A 13,393-nucleotide genomic window follows, 5' to 3' on the forward strand; every position below is an offset into this window, starting at 1 on the left:
CTAATACTTCGCCGCCAACCTGAAGTTTACGAGCTTCTTTATCAGTAATAACACCTTTGTTTGTAGAAAGAATTGCGATTCCAAGTCCACCAAGAACTTTTGGAAGCTGATCCTTACCTGCGTAGATACGAAGACCAGGTTTGGAAATTCTCTTTAAACCAGTGATGATTTTTTCGTTTTTGTCTTCACCGTATTTCAGTGTGATATGAAGAGTTTTAACAACTCCATCTTCAACTAAATCATATTTTGCAATATATCCTTCATCAACAAGGATGTTAGCAATTGCAGTTTTCATTTTGGATGCCGGAACATCTACTGTGTCATGTTTTGCAGTGTTTGCGTTACGGATTCTTGTAAGCATATCTGCGATTGGATCGCTCATTGTCATGTTAGTTTCCTCCTGTTATTCAGACTTTACATGTGCATATATATTAATTGTTTACATTGTTACCTGTTTTATCATAAATCTCGTTTGGACATATGATCGGACTGATAAATCAGCCGATCGTTTATTTTATTTAAATCCGGTTCCTACCAGGAAGCCTTCTTAACACCCGGGATCTGTCCCTTGTAAGCTAATTCACGGAAGCAGATTCTGCAGATTCCGTACTTTCTTAAAACAGAATGTGGACGTCCACAAATATTGCAACGTGTATATTCTCTTGTGGAGAATTTCTGTTTACGCTGCTGTTTGATTTTCATTGCTGTTTTAGCCATGAATCGTTCCTCCTATTATTTTGCAAACGGCATATTGAATAATGTCAGTAATTCACGAGCTTCTTCATCAGTCTTAGCTGTAGTAACGAAGATGATGTCCATACCTCTTACTTTGTCAACTTTGTCATATTCAACTTCCGGGAAGATCAGCTGCTCTTTGATACCCAGAGCGTAGTTTCCACGACCATCGAATGCGTTCGGGTTAACACCACGGAAGTCACGTACACGAGGAAGTGCAAGGTTGATCAGACGATCAGCGAACTCGTACATTTTTTCTCCTCTTAATGTAACTTTACAACCGATCGGCATACCCTCTCTGATTTTAAAGTTAGCGACAGATTTTTTAGCTTTAGTAGCGATTGCTTTCTGTCCTGTGATAAGTTCCATATCTGCGATTGCAGCATCAAGAAGCTTAGCGTTTTCTTTGGCTTCACCAACACCCATATTGATTACGATCTTGTCGAGTTTTGGCACTTCCATAACATTTTTGTATCCAAATTTTTTGGTCATGGCATCCATGATCTCATTTTTGTACATTTCTTTTAATCTACTCACTTGTCATGCCTCCTCTCTTAATTAATCGATAACCTTACCGGTCTTTTTAGCAACGCGGACTTTTTTGTCGCCGTCCATCTGGAATCCTACTCTTGTAGCCTGTCCATCAACAACCAGCATAACGTTGGAGATGTGCAGTGGAGCTTCTTTTGTAATGATTCCGCCCTGCTGATTTGCAGCAGATGGTTTGCTGTGTTTTGTAACTTTGTTGATATTCTCAACAACAACGGTATTGTCTTTTGCGTTAACTGCAAGGACTTTACCCTCTTTGCCATTATCTTTACCAGCGATAACTTTTACAGTATCACCTTTTTTAATTTTCATAGCTGACATTAGGCACCCTCCTATAATACTTCCGGAGCTAAGGAAACGATCTTCATGAATTTCTTTTCACGAAGCTCTCTGGCAACTGGTCCAAAGATACGTGTTCCTCTCGGAGTTAAGTCGTCTTTAATGATTACGGCAGCATTTTCATCGAAACGGATGTAAGATCCGTCTTTACGACGAGCGCCTTTTTTAGTTCTAACTACAACAGCTTTTACAACGTCACCTTTTTTAACAACGCCGCCTGGTGTTGCATCTTTAACAGTAGCAACGATTGTATCGCCAATGCTTGCATATCTTCTTGTAGAGCCGCCCATAACACGAATACAAAGGATTTCTTTTGCACCAGTGTTGTCGGCAACTTTCAGTCTAGTTTCCTGCTGGATCATACTGGTTTCCTCCTTATTTAACTTTCTCTACGATTTCAACCAGTCTCCATCTTTTATCCTTGGATAACGGTCTGGTTTCCATAACTTTTACGGTATCACCGATATTGCACTCATTGTTTTCGTCATGAGCTTTTAATTTATATGTTCTCTTCACGATCTTTTTGTAAAGAGGATGTTTTACATGGTCTTCAATAGCAACTACAATGGTCTTGTCCATCTTATTGCTGACAACCTTACCCACGCGGGTTTTTCTCAGATTTCTTTCCACGATAGTTTCCTCCTATTATTTGGAAGCGTTAGCCTGCTCAGTAATTACTGTCTGGATTCTTGCAATGTTCTTGCGAACCTCTTTAATGCGGCTTGTATTCTCTAATTGATTAGTTGCATTCTGAAATCTCAGATTGAAAAGTTCTTTTTTAGCAGCTACTAATTCTTCATTTAATTCTGCAGCTGATTTTGCCTTTAAATCTTCCACGAATTTATTAATTTTCACTGTTATCACCGCCTTCTAAGTCTGCACGAGAAACGATTTTACATTTACATGGTAACTTGTGCATCGCAAGACGTAATGCTTCACGAGCGATTTCCTCGGAAACGCCTGCGATTTCGAACATTACACGTCCTGGCTTAACAACTGCTACCCAGTATTCGAGAGCACCTTTTCCGGAACCCATTCGTGTTTCTGCTGGTTTCGCTGTTACTGGTTTATCTGGGAAAATCTTGATCCAAACCTGACCACCACGTTTGATATAACGAGTCATAGCAACACGGGCTGCTTCGATCTGGTTGGAACGGATCCAACACGGTTCGGTTGCAACAAGTCCGAATTCACCATAATTGATCTTATTACCTCTAAGGGCTTTTCCTCTCATGGAGCCACGGAATTGTTTACGACGTTTTACTCTTTTTGGCATTAACATTATTTATCGCTCCCTTCCTTAGTTCCTTTTGTTGGAAGTACTTCGCCATTGTAGACCCAAGCTTTTACGCCAACTTTGCCGTATGTTGTGTCTGCTTCTGCGAATCCATAGTCAATATCTGCACGAAGTGTCTGAAGCGGGATAGTTCCTTCGCTGTAGAACTCTGTACGAGCCATATCAGCACCGCCAAGACGTCCGGATACGGATGTTTTGATACCTTTAGCTCCGGCCTTCATTGTTCTCTGCATTGTAGATTTCATAGCACGTCTGAAAGAGATACGGTTCTCAAGCTGAAGTGCGATATTCTCTGCTACTAACTGAGCATCTTTGTCTGGTCTCTTTACTTCTTTGATATCTACGATAAGTTTCTTGTCTGTGAATTTCTTTAATTCAGCTTTAACTTTTTCGATCTCAGCTCCGCCTTTACCGATTACGATACCAGGTTTAGCTGTGTAGATGATGATCTTAACTCTGTCAGATGCTCTCTCGATCTCGATCTTGGAAACACCTGCGCTGTATAATTTCTTTTTAAGGAATGTTCTGATGTTGTAGTCTTCTACCAGGTAATCAGCGAAGTCTGCATCAGCATACCATCTTGAATCCCAATCCTTGATAACACCGACTCTAAGGCCATGTGGGTTAACTTTCTGTCCCATGCTTTTCCTCCTTATCTTTCATCCAGCACGATGGTGATATGGCTTGTTCTCTTCTCGATTCTGTAAGCTCTACCCTGTGCTCTTGGCTGAATTCTCTTCATTGTAGGTCCTTTATCTGCATAGCAGGCTGCAACGTAGAGGTTGTCTGCATTCATTCCATTATTGTTTTCAGCATTTGCAATTGCTGACTCAAGAAGTTTCTTGATAACGCTGGAAGCGTATCTTGGGTTGTATGTTAAGATACCAAGTGCTGTCTGCACATCTTTACCGCGGATTACATCTAACACGTAGCAGGCTTTCTGAACAGAAATTCTTGCATAAGATAATTTTGCAGACGGTCTTGTCTCTCTATTACTCTCATTTCTGGCTCTTTTTATCTGGCTTCTATGTCCCTTTGCCATTTTAAAGTGCCTCCTTTCCTCTTTCTCTCAATATCAGGTTAACCTGTCCGCTGTCTTGTGGGCAGCAGACAGAATATAAAGTCAAATACTAGCGAACACCGGATTTCTTTTCGTCTTTTCCGTGTCCTCTGTAAGTTCTGGTTGCAACGAACTCACCGAGTTTGTGGCCAACCATATCTTCTGTTACATATACCGGCACGTGTTTTCTTCCGTCATGGACAGCGATTGTGTGTCCTACGAAGGACGGGAAGATTGTAGAACGGCGTGACCAGGTTTTGATAACGGATTTGTCATTTGCAGCGTTTAATGCGTCTACTTTTTTAAGTAAGCTGGCATCTGCAAAAGGTCCTTTTTTCAGTGAACGAGACATGCTTAATCCTCCTTATTATTTCGATAATGCTTTACCATCGCGTCTTCTTACGATGAGCTTGTTGGACGGTTTGTTTTTCTTTCTTGTCTTCAGACCAAGAGCAGGTTTTCCCCATGGAGTACATGGACCTGGACGACCGATACCGGTCTTTCCTTCACCACCACCATGTGGATGGTCATTCGGGTTCATTACGGAACCACGAACAGTAGGTCTGATACCCATGTTACGTTTACGTCCGGCTTTACCGATGTTAATCAGGTTGTGATCTCCGTTTCCGACAACGCCTACAGATGCGCGGCATACAATCGGAACCATTCTCATTTCACCAGATGGCAGACGCAGTGTTGCGTATTTGCCTTCTTTAGCCATTAACTGAGCGCCGTTTCCAGCAGAACGAACCATCTGTCCGCCCTTTCCAGGATGAAGCTCAATGTTGTGTACCATAGTACCAACCGGGATAAGCTCTAATGGTAAGCAGTTACCAACACGAACTTCTGCATCAGCTCCGTTCATAACTTTCTGACCTACTTTTAAGCCTTCCGGTGCAAGGATATATGCTTTCTCGCCATCTACGTAAGAGATTAAAGCGATGTTTGCTGTTCTGTTTGGATCATACTCGATGGAAACTACTGTTGCAGGGATTCCATCTTTTCTTCTCTTGAAGTCGATGATTCTGTATTTTCTTCTGCTTCCGCCTCCGCGGTGTCTAACTGTAATCTTACCCTGGTTGTTACGTCCAGCGTTTTTCTTTAAAGACACGGTAAGAGATTTCTCTGGTGTAGATTTTGTGATCTCTGAGAAATCGGAACCAGTCATATGTCTTCTAGACGGTGTATATGGGTTATAACTTTTGATTCCCATTTTTGTTCTCCTTTCGAATTTGTTCTCGTGCTTTCGTGCACATATTCGCAATAACCTATGTTATCACTCGCTATCTGTTAATTAAAGTCCTTCGAAGATTTCGATATCTTTGCTGTCTTCTGTCAGAGCTACGATAGCTTTTTTGGTTTTAGCAGTTGTTCCAACTGTCATACCACGGCGTTTTTTCTTTCCATCCATATTCATGGTGTTAACGCTCTTTACTTTTGTTCCTTCGAACATTTTCTCTACAGCTTCTTTGATCTGAGATTTATTTGCTTCCGGATGAACTAAGAAAGTGTATTTCTTTTCAGCCATTGCATTCATAGATTTTTCTGTAATCACTGGTTTCTTGATTACGTCATAGTACTTGATATCAGCCATTATGCATATACCTCCTCGATGGATGCTACAGCATCTTTGGTTACGATTACGGTGTTGTGGTTCATAACATCGTATACGTTGATAGTACTTGGAGTTGCAGTCTGAACATCAGTGATGTTTCTTGCGGAAAGGATTACGTTCTTGTCATCTGTTGCTGTGATAACCAGAGCTTTCTCAGCTTTCAGGTTTGTAAGAACTTTCTGCATTTCCTTTGTCTTAACATCTGCTAATGTAAGAGCATCAACAACTACTAATTTATTGTCCTGAACTTTGGAAGTCAGAGCAGATTTTAAAGCAGCTCTTCTTTCTTTCTTGTTCATTTTTACTTCATAATCTCTTGGTACCGGAGCGAATACAACACCGCCGCCAGTCCACTGTGGTGCACGGATGGAACCCTGTCTAGCATGACCTGTTCCTTTCTGTCTCCACGGTTTTCTTCCGCCGCCGCTTACTTCAGAACGTGTTTTAGCTTTCTGAGTACCCTGGCGATTATTTGCAAGCTGACGAACAACAGCAAGGTGAACAAGATGCTCATTGACTTCTACGCCGAATACTGCATCATTCAGTTCCATTGTTCCAACTTCGTTGCCTTCCATATTATAAACAGTTACGTTTGCCATTTGTGTGCTCCTCCTTTCTTATTATAAGGACTTTACTGTCTCTTTGATAGTAACCAAAGATTTCTTAGGTCCTGGAACAGCACCTTTAACTAACAGTAAGTTATTTTCTGTATCTACGCGTACAATCTCAAGGTTCTGTACAGTAACCTGAACATTTCCCATATGACCTGGCATGTGTTTTCCTTTGAATACCTTGCTCGGATCAGAACAAGCACCATTGGAACCTGCATGACGGTGATATTTAGAACCGTGAGCCATAGGTCCTCTTGACTGACCATGTCTCTTGATCGCACCCTGGAAACCTTTACCTTTGGAAACAGCTGTTGCATCAATGTGATCGCCGTCTGCAAAGATATCAGCTTTAATTTCCTGTCCTACTGTATATTCAGCAGCGTTATCAAATCTGAACTCTTTAACGAATCTCTTTACTGCAACGCCAGCTTTGTCAAAGTGTCCTTTTTCCGGTTTGTTAACAAGGCTTTCTCTGATGTCTCCGAATCCAACCTGAACTGCTTCGTATCCATCGTTCTCTTCTGTCTTAACCTGAGTTACGACACAAGGACCAGCCTGTAAAACTGTTACCGGAATCAACTGGCCGTCTTCATTGAAGATCTGAGTCATTCCGACTTTAGTAGCTAAAATAGCTTTCTTCATTCTTTCTTCCTCCTTATAGCGGATTACCGATTACCGGCAATCATATAGTAAATAGCTTAATGCTTATAGCATTATCAAATTGGGGTTGATGACTAATTATTTAGTCTTCATCTTGATATCGATGTTAACACCTGCTGGCATTTCCAGTCTTGACAGAGCATCTACTGTCTTCTGTGTTGGTGTAAGGATATCGATCAGTCTCTTATGAGTTCTCTGTTCGAACTGTTCTCTGGAATCTTTGTATTTATGAACGGCTCTTAAGATTGTAACAACCTCTTTCTTAGTTGGAAGTGGAACCGGTCCGCTTACCATTGCTCCGTTCTTTTTAACAGTCTCGATGATTTTTGCTGCTGATGCATCTACTAACTGATGATCATAAGCCTTTAATGTGATTCTCATTACCTGATTTGCCATAAAAAAAGTCTCCTCCTATTCGTACTTTTCAAGCAGTACGACAAGCGGCGACTGTACACATCTCCGTGTGTGTCTTTCGATTTTTTACCACACACGCCATCCCTGGATGGTCTTCTGAACTTGTACAGTGACTTGTCGTCAGTTTTCAAACTTGACATTCGCTCCACGGAAAACCTGCCATCTCTGTGGCAGCAACCTCGCGCTTCATTGCTATCAATGTCACAACAATTGAGAGTATACACGACCTCTCAGAAAAATGCAAGTGTTTTTTTCACTTTTTTTGATATTTTTTTGTACTTGATTCCGTACAATTTTTTATTGAATTTGGGCTTGTATGTCGAAACAAAAAAGAATCAACTTGTCGTCAAGCGCCGTAGCCACCGCTACGCCTCATTCCTCCGCCTTGCAGCTGAAGAAATCATCCTGCGTCAATATAGCAGAAACTTAATTTTTGCTGTACTAGTGGCTTTATTATATAGAAACATTACGGAATAGTGAACGACAAGGCCGATATCTGCAGGTCTGCTGACGCAGGACTTCACGATATGATGGAGATCGGATTGTCTGCAGTAAAAAGAACGTGTTCCTTCTATATTATATATAAGAAGAAACACGTTCTTTTCATCGTCATATTTTTTCAATCTCTTATTTTATTCTTCAGCAGTCTGTTTCTGCGGATAGACCGGTTTCTCATCCGCAATGATATCGGAATAATCAAATAATGTAACCTTTGTAACATCGTCTCTCACAATATCCGGCGCATCGCCCTGACTTCTGGCTGTCTCGGCAATCTGTGCTGCCGACCATGTCGGAATTACCATACGCCTGATTTCTTCCTGTGCGTTTCCTTCTGTTTCCTCTGCTTCTACCGGTTTTCTGTCCGAAGCATTCATCATCTGTTTCAGCTGCTCTTTTACCTGAGGCACGATCACTTCTGTCTTTCCGGAAACAGGCTCCATATGTATATCACCTGCATCCGGTTTCGTCTGTACAGATTCTTCCTGCTTTACCGGTACATCCGCCGTAGCTGCTGCAATCTCTTTTCTGAGAAGTTCATGAGCTTCGCTTGTCGCAGTCTGAATTGTTTCCGGCTGCGCAGGCTTCACAGGTTCCAACTCATCTTCATAGATTTCATCCACAAAACCGCCTGTTTTAATTTTCTTTCGTTCCGGAGCCTTTCCTTTCCTGCGTGCCCTTTCCTCTTTCTTAATCTGGCGTTCCTCTTCTTTATAACGCTTCTCTCTTGCCTTCTCTTCTCTCTTAAGTTCCTTCTTGCTCTTAACATATCCGGGTTCTGTATCTGTTTCATCATAATCATCCTGCGGTTCTTTTTTCAGAAGTTCCGCAACTATATACAGAATTACCAGGAAAAGGACGGCAAGTCCGAGAATAATAAGTCCCTCAATGCTTTCTGTTGCAAGAAGGAGATATCCTGCATATCCTACTGTGATCACAACCTTCGGTATGTAATCCTTCACCTCAACGGCAACAGGTTCTGCATCTTTGTCACTGGAATCTATCACCTTAAAAATATGATTCTTTTTATCCATTTCCGTAATCATATAACGGTATGCTTTAGAATCAGTCTGATACAGAATAGAATCACCAACCGCTGCCTCTTTGATCTTTACCGGAATTGCATAAGTAACCGATCCCATGGGCAGATTCGTTTCTTTGCCGGAATCATCCATAATCTCTGTCGTAATTCCCAAAAACGGCGGAACTGCCAGCCCGACAACACAGACAATGGTGCATATCACTATAAAATGTACAATAAATTTCAGAAATTTTGACATTTGTTACGCTCCTCATTTCTACTCTTTTCGCTCATTATACCCTGTTTTATCTTTATGGTCAATCTAATGTTATTGTTATGGCAATGCAATTGATTGCTGTGTTACTGTTCACACGCCACTATCCCGCGAGGTGTTTTGGCATGAATATGCCAAAATCCCGAGACATACAAGCCAAAATTCCATTGCCGTAGGCAATCTGGAATGAATTTTGGCTACGTTACTGTGAACAAAGTGAACAGTAACATTGCTGTCGTATACACGACAAAACACATCCGAAAAGCGGTCTTCCCTTCCGGATGTGTTCTATCCTGAATACTATTTGATCACTGATTACTTAAGTACTGCTCAATACCTGCCATAGCAGCTTCCTCATCCTCACCATTTGCAGATAAAGTAATTTCTTCCCCTGCATCAAGCCCAAGCGTCATCATACCCATAATGCTCTTTGCATTCACGCGCTTCTTTCCAATCTCTACATAAATCTCACTGTTGAACTGACTAGCCACCTGTACCAACTGTGCCACCGGACGCGCTTCCAGACCTGTGGATAAATTGATGGTGATTGGTTTTTTGATCATAATAATTCTCCTCCTTGTTTCTCCCGCAGTTCGTCAGCCATTGCACTCAGCTTTCTCAGTCTGTGATTGACTCCCGATTTGCCCACCTGCGGGCTTAACATCATTCCTAATTCTTTTAGTGTAGCTTCCGGATACTGCATCCGAAGTTCAGCAACCTGTGCAAGTCCTTCATTAAGCTGCTCAAATCCTATTTTCTGCCGGACCAGCTTAATATCCTCCATCTGCTTGACGGCTGCATTTACGGTTTTATTAATATTCGCAGTTTCACAGTTTACTTTTCTGTTTACTGAATTTCTCATTTCCTTCAGTATGCGGATGTTCTCCAGGTCCATCAATGCCACATTAGCTTCCATAACAGCAAGCATGTCAACAATCTGCGCACCTTCTTTCACATAGACCACATGTGATTTCTTACGCTGTACGATTTTGGCATCTACCGAAAAACTGCGGATGATCGTCTGTAGCTGCTCTGCTCTTTTTGCATCAGAACATACAATCTCAAAATGATACCCCTTCTCAGGATCACTGATTGAACCGGATGCTAAAAAAGCTCCCCTGATAAACGCCCGTTTGCAGCAATTCTGCTGTACCACCAGCATATCCGACAATACAAGCGTACCCTGGTCGATACTGTTCGTGACAAGCCGCAGTGCCTGAAAAATTACCTGGATTTCTTCGGGATCAGTTATTTCTATTGTATATACCTTCACCCGTTTCAAGTGACTGTTCTCACGTACAAATATCTTTGTTTCTATATTAAATGTTTTTTGCAATAATGTAAAGCACTTTCTTGCAACTGCTTCATTTTCCGTCTGGATTTTCAGTTTACTGTCCCCTGAAAAACATTCCATTTTCCCACAGGAACATAAAATCGCAGCCAGTTCTGCCATTTTGCAATGTCTGGCCAATCCAATCTGTCTGGAAAGTTCTTCCTTCACCATCCCTGAAAAAGACATCTCTCCTTTATCATCCTTCCTGTTTTCTGACCAGTCGGTCTTTCTGTGCATCTCTGTGTTCCAGCCTGAATCCGTATTTTGTATTTCCAGACAATCTGGAATAAAGTTCTCTTGCCAGCGTGACGGAACGATGCTTGCCGCCTGTACATCCAATTGCGATCACCAGATTTGTCTTTCCCTCTTTCACATAATTCGGAATAAGGAAATTGATCATATCTTCCAGTTTATCCGCAAATGTCCTGGCTATATCACAATCCATTACATAATTAAAAACCCTGTCATCCAGCCCTGTCAGCGGTCTGAGTTCGTCCACATAGTATGGATTCGGCAGGAAACGCACGTCAAACACGAGATCCGCATCTGCCGGTATTCCATATTTAAATCCAAATGACAGTACAGAAATCATCATATTGCAGAAATCCTGATTATCTACAAATATCCTGTCGATCTCCTGTTTCAGTTCTCTTGTCAGAAGATTGCTGGTATCAATGATATAATCCGCACGCTCTTTCAGAAAACGCATCTTCTCTCTTTCCATCCGGATTCCATCATCCACTCTTCCCCCCATTGCAAGAGGATGACTTCTGCGGGTTTCTTTATAACGTTTGACCAGAACACTGTCCTGCGCATCCAGAAACAGGATTTCAAAATCATACCCTGCCTTTTTCATTCTGTCCAGTACAATCTCCAGCTCATCCAGAGAACGCCCGCTTCTTGCATCGATCCCCAGTGCAACATTCTGCACATCTTCTCCATGTATCTCAGGCATCAGTGATGCAAATTTCTCCAGTAAAGGGATCGGCAGATTGTCTACACAAAAATACTTCGCATCCTCCAGCATTTTCAATGCAGATGTTTTTCCTGCTCCCGATACTCCTGTAACTATTACAAAACGCATTTTCTATCTCCCGTCACTTCTTAATTTCATCTGTTGCTCATTGGTCTTTGGTCTTTGCACTCTGTTCACAGTACTTTTTCGATTCAGTCAGATCAAAATTTCCCAAGAAATTTCACTTCCGGTTCAAGAGTTACGCCAAACTGTTCTTTTACTTTATCCTGTACATCTCTGAGCAGTCTGCACACATCTGCTGCAGTTGCATTATCTTTATTGATCACAAACCCACAGTGCTTCTCGGAAACCTGTGCACCGCCTGTCTGGTATCCTCTCAGCCCTGCATCCATGATCAGCTTTCCGGCAAAATACCCTTCAGGACGTTTGAATGTGCTTCCCGCACTTGGAAATTCAAGAGGCTGTTTGCTTACTCTCTGTTCTGTCAGTTCTTTCATTCTTGCTTTTATGGCTTCCTGATTCCCCTGTTCAAGAACGATCACTGCGCTCAACACCAGATATCCTTTTGTTTTCACAAGACTTGTGCGATATCCCATTTCCAGCTTCTCTGCCGGAAGTACGAGAATTTCTCCTGCAGCTGTCATAACAGTTACTTCTTTCAGCACATCTTTCATTTCACCGCCATAGGCACCTGCATTCATGACAACTGCACCGCCTAATGTGCCGGGAATTCCTCCGGCGAACTCAAATCCTGTCAGCGACGCATTTTTGGCTGCCACCGCGATCTGTGACAGCAGAGCTCCTGCTGTTGCATGGATTTCATTTCCTTTTACTGTAATATCACCATAATTTCTGTAAAGCTGAATAATGACACCCCTGTATCCTTCATCGCTTACCAGAAGATTACTTCCATTTCCAAGAATAAAATATGGCAATTCTTCATTTTTGCATATCTTCAGAATCCCACTCAGTTCTTCCTCAGAAGACGGAAGCAAAAAGTAATCTGCCGGACCGCCAATCCGAAATGTGGTATGACGTTTCATGGGTTCATCCACTCTCACTTTCTCTTCTCCCAGCAGATCATTAAATTTCTCTATTATATTCTGATTCACAGATTTCATTCCTCAATCTTTCTATATTTATTATGATTTATTATGTTTCTTTTGACGTTTTCATTCTGTCGAATTTTCCGATCAGTTCCTGCAGCGTCAGATAATACAGTCATTATACTGTTACTGTTCACTCCGTTCTCAGTAACTTAGCCAAAATTCATTCCAGATTGCCTGCGGCAATAGAATTTTGGCTTGTATGTCTCAGAATTTTGGCACATTCATGCAAAAATACCTCGCGGGATAGCGGTGTATGAACAGTAACATTATACTATCTCTCTCTCCAAAAGTACAGTTATTCATACATTCTTTTGCTGCCGGATATATTACCAGAATTACTGTTCACTCTGTTCTCAGCAACAAATGAATGACAGTGTATATATTTTTATATTTCTGCCATAATACATATCACAGATATATCTGTCCGGTGCTTCACAATAACAGACTGCCGGACAGTTACCCGGAAACTTCTTTTGTTGTCGGCAGGATCGGAGGCACTTATGTTAGAGCAGATTTTTCTCGGATTTACAGGACTATGTTCCGGTTTTATTATTGCCGGAGGACTAACCGGTCTTATGATCGGCCTTTCTATTATTCCCAGATATGCAGGAATTACCCACACAGCAGATCATATATTGCTGTACGAAGACATCACATTCTGGGGAACCGAACTTGGAAACCTGTTCTTTCTTTTTCACTGGAATATCCGGTTCGGCACCCGTTTCTGATTCTGTACGGGCTCTTTTCAGGGATTTTCCTTGGTGGATGGATCATGGCCCTGGCAGAGATGGCAGATATTTTCCCTATCTTTGCCAGAAGAAGCAGATTCCAGAGAGGTCTTTCTTTTACAATCCTGTGCATAGCCGCCGGCAAAACTGTCGGGGCACTGATTTACTATTATA

The 13,393-nt window shown here is 41.8% G+C and carries 23 protein-coding genes; 2 read left to right on the plus strand and 21 right to left on the minus strand.

Annotation, left to right across the window (positions count from 1 at the left end):
* The 21 genes from rpsH to murB form a co-directional block, all read right to left on the minus strand.
* A partial coding sequence (gene rpsH, locus AC075J_RS12930; RefSeq protein ID WP_476390398.1) for a 30S ribosomal protein S8 occupies positions 1 to 388 on the minus strand: 388 nt, incomplete at its 3' end.
* A gap of 143 nt (positions 389 to 531) precedes the next feature.
* Complete coding sequence (locus AC075J_RS12935; protein ID WP_008707268.1) at positions 532 to 717, minus strand: type Z 30S ribosomal protein S14; 186 nt, start codon at positions 715 to 717, stop codon at positions 532 to 534.
* A gap of 15 nt (positions 718 to 732) precedes the next feature.
* Complete coding sequence (gene rplE / locus AC075J_RS12940) at positions 733 to 1,272, minus strand: 50S ribosomal protein L5 (RefSeq protein ID WP_008707267.1); 540 nt, start codon at positions 1,270 to 1,272, stop codon at positions 733 to 735.
* Between the two features lie 21 nt (positions 1,273 to 1,293).
* Positions 1,294 to 1,605 (minus strand): 50S ribosomal protein L24, encoded by a 312-nt coding sequence (gene rplX / locus AC075J_RS12945; protein ID WP_008707266.1) that lies wholly within the window; start codon positions 1,603 to 1,605, stop codon positions 1,294 to 1,296.
* A gap of 11 nt (positions 1,606 to 1,616) precedes the next feature.
* Positions 1,617 to 1,985, minus strand: coding sequence for a 50S ribosomal protein L14 (gene rplN / locus AC075J_RS12950; RefSeq protein WP_008707265.1), 369 nt, complete (start codon positions 1,983 to 1,985; stop codon positions 1,617 to 1,619).
* Between the two features lie 13 nt (positions 1,986 to 1,998).
* Positions 1,999 to 2,253 carry a 30S ribosomal protein S17 gene (rpsQ, locus tag AC075J_RS12955; RefSeq protein ID WP_008707264.1) on the minus strand — a complete coding sequence of 85 codons (255 nt, stop codon included), beginning with the start codon at positions 2,251 to 2,253 and terminating at the stop codon, positions 1,999 to 2,001.
* 15 nt (positions 2,254 to 2,268) lie between these two features.
* Positions 2,269 to 2,478: a 50S ribosomal protein L29 gene (gene rpmC, locus AC075J_RS12960; RefSeq protein ID WP_020994114.1), complete on the minus strand. Its 210-nt coding sequence runs from the start codon at positions 2,476 to 2,478 to the stop codon at positions 2,269 to 2,271.
* The gene (rplP, locus tag AC075J_RS12965) at positions 2,468 to 2,905 is read right to left on the minus strand and encodes a 50S ribosomal protein L16 (RefSeq protein ID WP_008707261.1); all 438 of its coding nucleotides are present in this window, start codon (positions 2,903 to 2,905) and stop codon (positions 2,468 to 2,470) included. Before rplP ends, rpmC begins: the two co-directional genes overlap by 11 nt.
* A complete protein-coding gene (gene rpsC / locus AC075J_RS12970; protein ID WP_008707259.1) occupies positions 2,905 to 3,561 on the minus strand; it encodes a 30S ribosomal protein S3 in 657 nt (218 codons plus the stop codon). Before rpsC ends, rplP begins: the two co-directional genes overlap by 1 nt.
* An 11-nt stretch (positions 3,562 to 3,572) precedes the next feature.
* Positions 3,573 to 3,962 carry a 50S ribosomal protein L22 gene (rplV, locus tag AC075J_RS12975; protein ID WP_008707257.1) on the minus strand — a complete coding sequence of 130 codons (390 nt, stop codon included), beginning with the start codon at positions 3,960 to 3,962 and terminating at the stop codon, positions 3,573 to 3,575.
* Between the two features lie 88 nt (positions 3,963 to 4,050).
* A complete protein-coding gene (rpsS, locus tag AC075J_RS12980) occupies positions 4,051 to 4,332 on the minus strand; it encodes a 30S ribosomal protein S19 (protein WP_008707255.1) in 282 nt (93 codons plus the stop codon).
* A gap of 15 nt (positions 4,333 to 4,347) precedes the next feature.
* Positions 4,348 to 5,193, minus strand: coding sequence for a 50S ribosomal protein L2 (gene rplB / locus AC075J_RS12985; protein ID WP_008707253.1), 846 nt, complete (start codon positions 5,191 to 5,193; stop codon positions 4,348 to 4,350).
* A gap of 81 nt (positions 5,194 to 5,274) precedes the next feature.
* Positions 5,275 to 5,574, minus strand: a complete 300-nt coding sequence (rplW, locus tag AC075J_RS12990) for a 50S ribosomal protein L23 (RefSeq protein WP_008707251.1) — start codon at positions 5,572 to 5,574, stop codon at positions 5,275 to 5,277.
* Positions 5,574 to 6,194: a 50S ribosomal protein L4 gene (gene rplD / locus AC075J_RS12995; protein WP_008707249.1), complete on the minus strand. Its 621-nt coding sequence runs from the start codon at positions 6,192 to 6,194 to the stop codon at positions 5,574 to 5,576. The genes rplW and rplD overlap by 1 nt, the downstream gene beginning before the upstream one ends.
* Before the next feature lie 21 nt (positions 6,195 to 6,215).
* A complete protein-coding gene (rplC, locus tag AC075J_RS13000) occupies positions 6,216 to 6,848 on the minus strand; it encodes a 50S ribosomal protein L3 (RefSeq protein ID WP_008707247.1) in 633 nt (210 codons plus the stop codon).
* Between the two features lie 96 nt (positions 6,849 to 6,944).
* The gene (gene rpsJ, locus AC075J_RS13005; RefSeq protein ID WP_008707245.1) at positions 6,945 to 7,262 is read right to left on the minus strand and encodes a 30S ribosomal protein S10; all 318 of its coding nucleotides are present in this window, start codon (positions 7,260 to 7,262) and stop codon (positions 6,945 to 6,947) included.
* A gap of 650 nt (positions 7,263 to 7,912) precedes the next feature.
* Positions 7,913 to 9,058, minus strand: coding sequence for a hypothetical protein (locus tag AC075J_RS13010; protein ID WP_008707244.1), 1,146 nt, complete (start codon positions 9,056 to 9,058; stop codon positions 7,913 to 7,915).
* A 323-nt stretch (positions 9,059 to 9,381) separates the two neighbouring features.
* Positions 9,382 to 9,636 (minus strand): HPr family phosphocarrier protein, encoded by a 255-nt coding sequence (locus AC075J_RS13015; RefSeq protein WP_008707243.1) that lies wholly within the window; start codon positions 9,634 to 9,636, stop codon positions 9,382 to 9,384.
* Positions 9,633 to 10,592 carry a DNA-binding protein WhiA gene (gene whiA / locus AC075J_RS13020; protein WP_025579631.1) on the minus strand — a complete coding sequence of 320 codons (960 nt, stop codon included), beginning with the start codon at positions 10,590 to 10,592 and terminating at the stop codon, positions 9,633 to 9,635. Before whiA ends, AC075J_RS13015 begins: the two co-directional genes overlap by 4 nt.
* A gap of 10 nt (positions 10,593 to 10,602) precedes the next feature.
* Entirely contained in the window at positions 10,603 to 11,490 is an 888-nt protein-coding gene (gene rapZ, locus AC075J_RS13025; RefSeq protein ID WP_008707241.1) for an RNase adapter RapZ, read from the minus strand.
* A gap of 92 nt (positions 11,491 to 11,582) precedes the next feature.
* A complete protein-coding gene (gene murB, locus AC075J_RS13030) occupies positions 11,583 to 12,503 on the minus strand; it encodes a UDP-N-acetylmuramate dehydrogenase (protein WP_118670072.1) in 921 nt (306 codons plus the stop codon).
* 488 nt (positions 12,504 to 12,991) lie between these two features.
* On the opposite strand from murB, the gene AC075J_RS13035 reads away from it, so the two are divergent.
* Positions 12,992 to 13,219, plus strand: a complete 228-nt coding sequence (locus AC075J_RS13035) for a stage V sporulation protein AB (protein ID WP_476390400.1) — start codon at positions 12,992 to 12,994, stop codon at positions 13,217 to 13,219.
* A partial coding sequence (locus tag AC075J_RS13040; RefSeq protein WP_476390399.1) for a stage V sporulation protein AB occupies positions 13,126 to 13,393 on the plus strand: 268 nt, incomplete at its 3' end. The genes AC075J_RS13035 and AC075J_RS13040, both read left to right, overlap by 94 nt.

The organism is Blautia sp. ZXY-1-C6 (assembly GCF_056339875.1).

Excerpts from the sequence above, each read along its gene's own strand:
- rplC (WP_008707247.1), bottom strand. The coding sequence starts at position 6,848 with ATGAAGAAAGCTATTTTAGCTACTAAAGTCGGAATGACTCAGATCTTC.
- rplW (WP_008707251.1), bottom strand. The coding sequence starts at position 5,574 with ATGGCTGATATCAAGTACTATGACGTAATCAAGAAACCAGTGATTACA.
- rpsJ (WP_008707245.1), bottom strand. The coding sequence starts at position 7,262 with ATGGCAAATCAGGTAATGAGAATCACATTAAAGGCTTATGATCATCAG.
- AC075J_RS13015 (WP_008707243.1), bottom strand. The coding sequence starts at position 9,636 with ATGATCAAAAAACCAATCACCATCAATTTATCCACAGGTCTGGAAGCG.
- rplN (WP_008707265.1), bottom strand. The coding sequence starts at position 1,985 with ATGATCCAGCAGGAAACTAGACTGAAAGTTGCCGACAACACTGGTGCA.
- rapZ (WP_008707241.1), bottom strand. The coding sequence starts at position 11,490 with ATGCGTTTTGTAATAGTTACAGGAGTATCGGGAGCAGGAAAAACATCT.
- rpsS (WP_008707255.1), bottom strand. The coding sequence starts at position 4,332 with ATGTCTCGTTCACTGAAAAAAGGACCTTTTGCAGATGCCAGCTTACTT.
- murB (WP_118670072.1), bottom strand. The coding sequence starts at position 12,503 with ATGAAATCTGTGAATCAGAATATAATAGAGAAATTTAATGATCTGCTG.
- rplX (WP_008707266.1), bottom strand. The coding sequence starts at position 1,605 with ATGTCAGCTATGAAAATTAAAAAAGGTGATACTGTAAAAGTTATCGCT.
- rpsC (WP_008707259.1), bottom strand. The coding sequence starts at position 3,561 with ATGGGACAGAAAGTTAACCCACATGGCCTTAGAGTCGGTGTTATCAAG.
- rplV (WP_008707257.1), bottom strand. The coding sequence starts at position 3,962 with ATGGCAAAGGGACATAGAAGCCAGATAAAAAGAGCCAGAAATGAGAGT.
- rplP (WP_008707261.1), bottom strand. The coding sequence starts at position 2,905 with ATGTTAATGCCAAAAAGAGTAAAACGTCGTAAACAATTCCGTGGCTCC.
- rplD (WP_008707249.1), bottom strand. The coding sequence starts at position 6,194 with ATGGCAAACGTAACTGTTTATAATATGGAAGGCAACGAAGTTGGAACA.
- AC075J_RS13035 (WP_476390400.1), top strand. The coding sequence starts at position 12,992 with ATGTTAGAGCAGATTTTTCTCGGATTTACAGGACTATGTTCCGGTTTT.
- AC075J_RS13010 (WP_008707244.1), bottom strand. The coding sequence starts at position 9,058 with ATGTCAAAATTTCTGAAATTTATTGTACATTTTATAGTGATATGCACC.
- rplB (WP_008707253.1), bottom strand. The coding sequence starts at position 5,193 with ATGGGAATCAAAAGTTATAACCCATATACACCGTCTAGAAGACATATG.
- AC075J_RS12935 (WP_008707268.1), bottom strand. The coding sequence starts at position 717 with ATGGCTAAAACAGCAATGAAAATCAAACAGCAGCGTAAACAGAAATTC.
- whiA (WP_025579631.1), bottom strand. The coding sequence starts at position 10,592 with ATGTCTTTTTCAGGGATGGTGAAGGAAGAACTTTCCAGACAGATTGGA.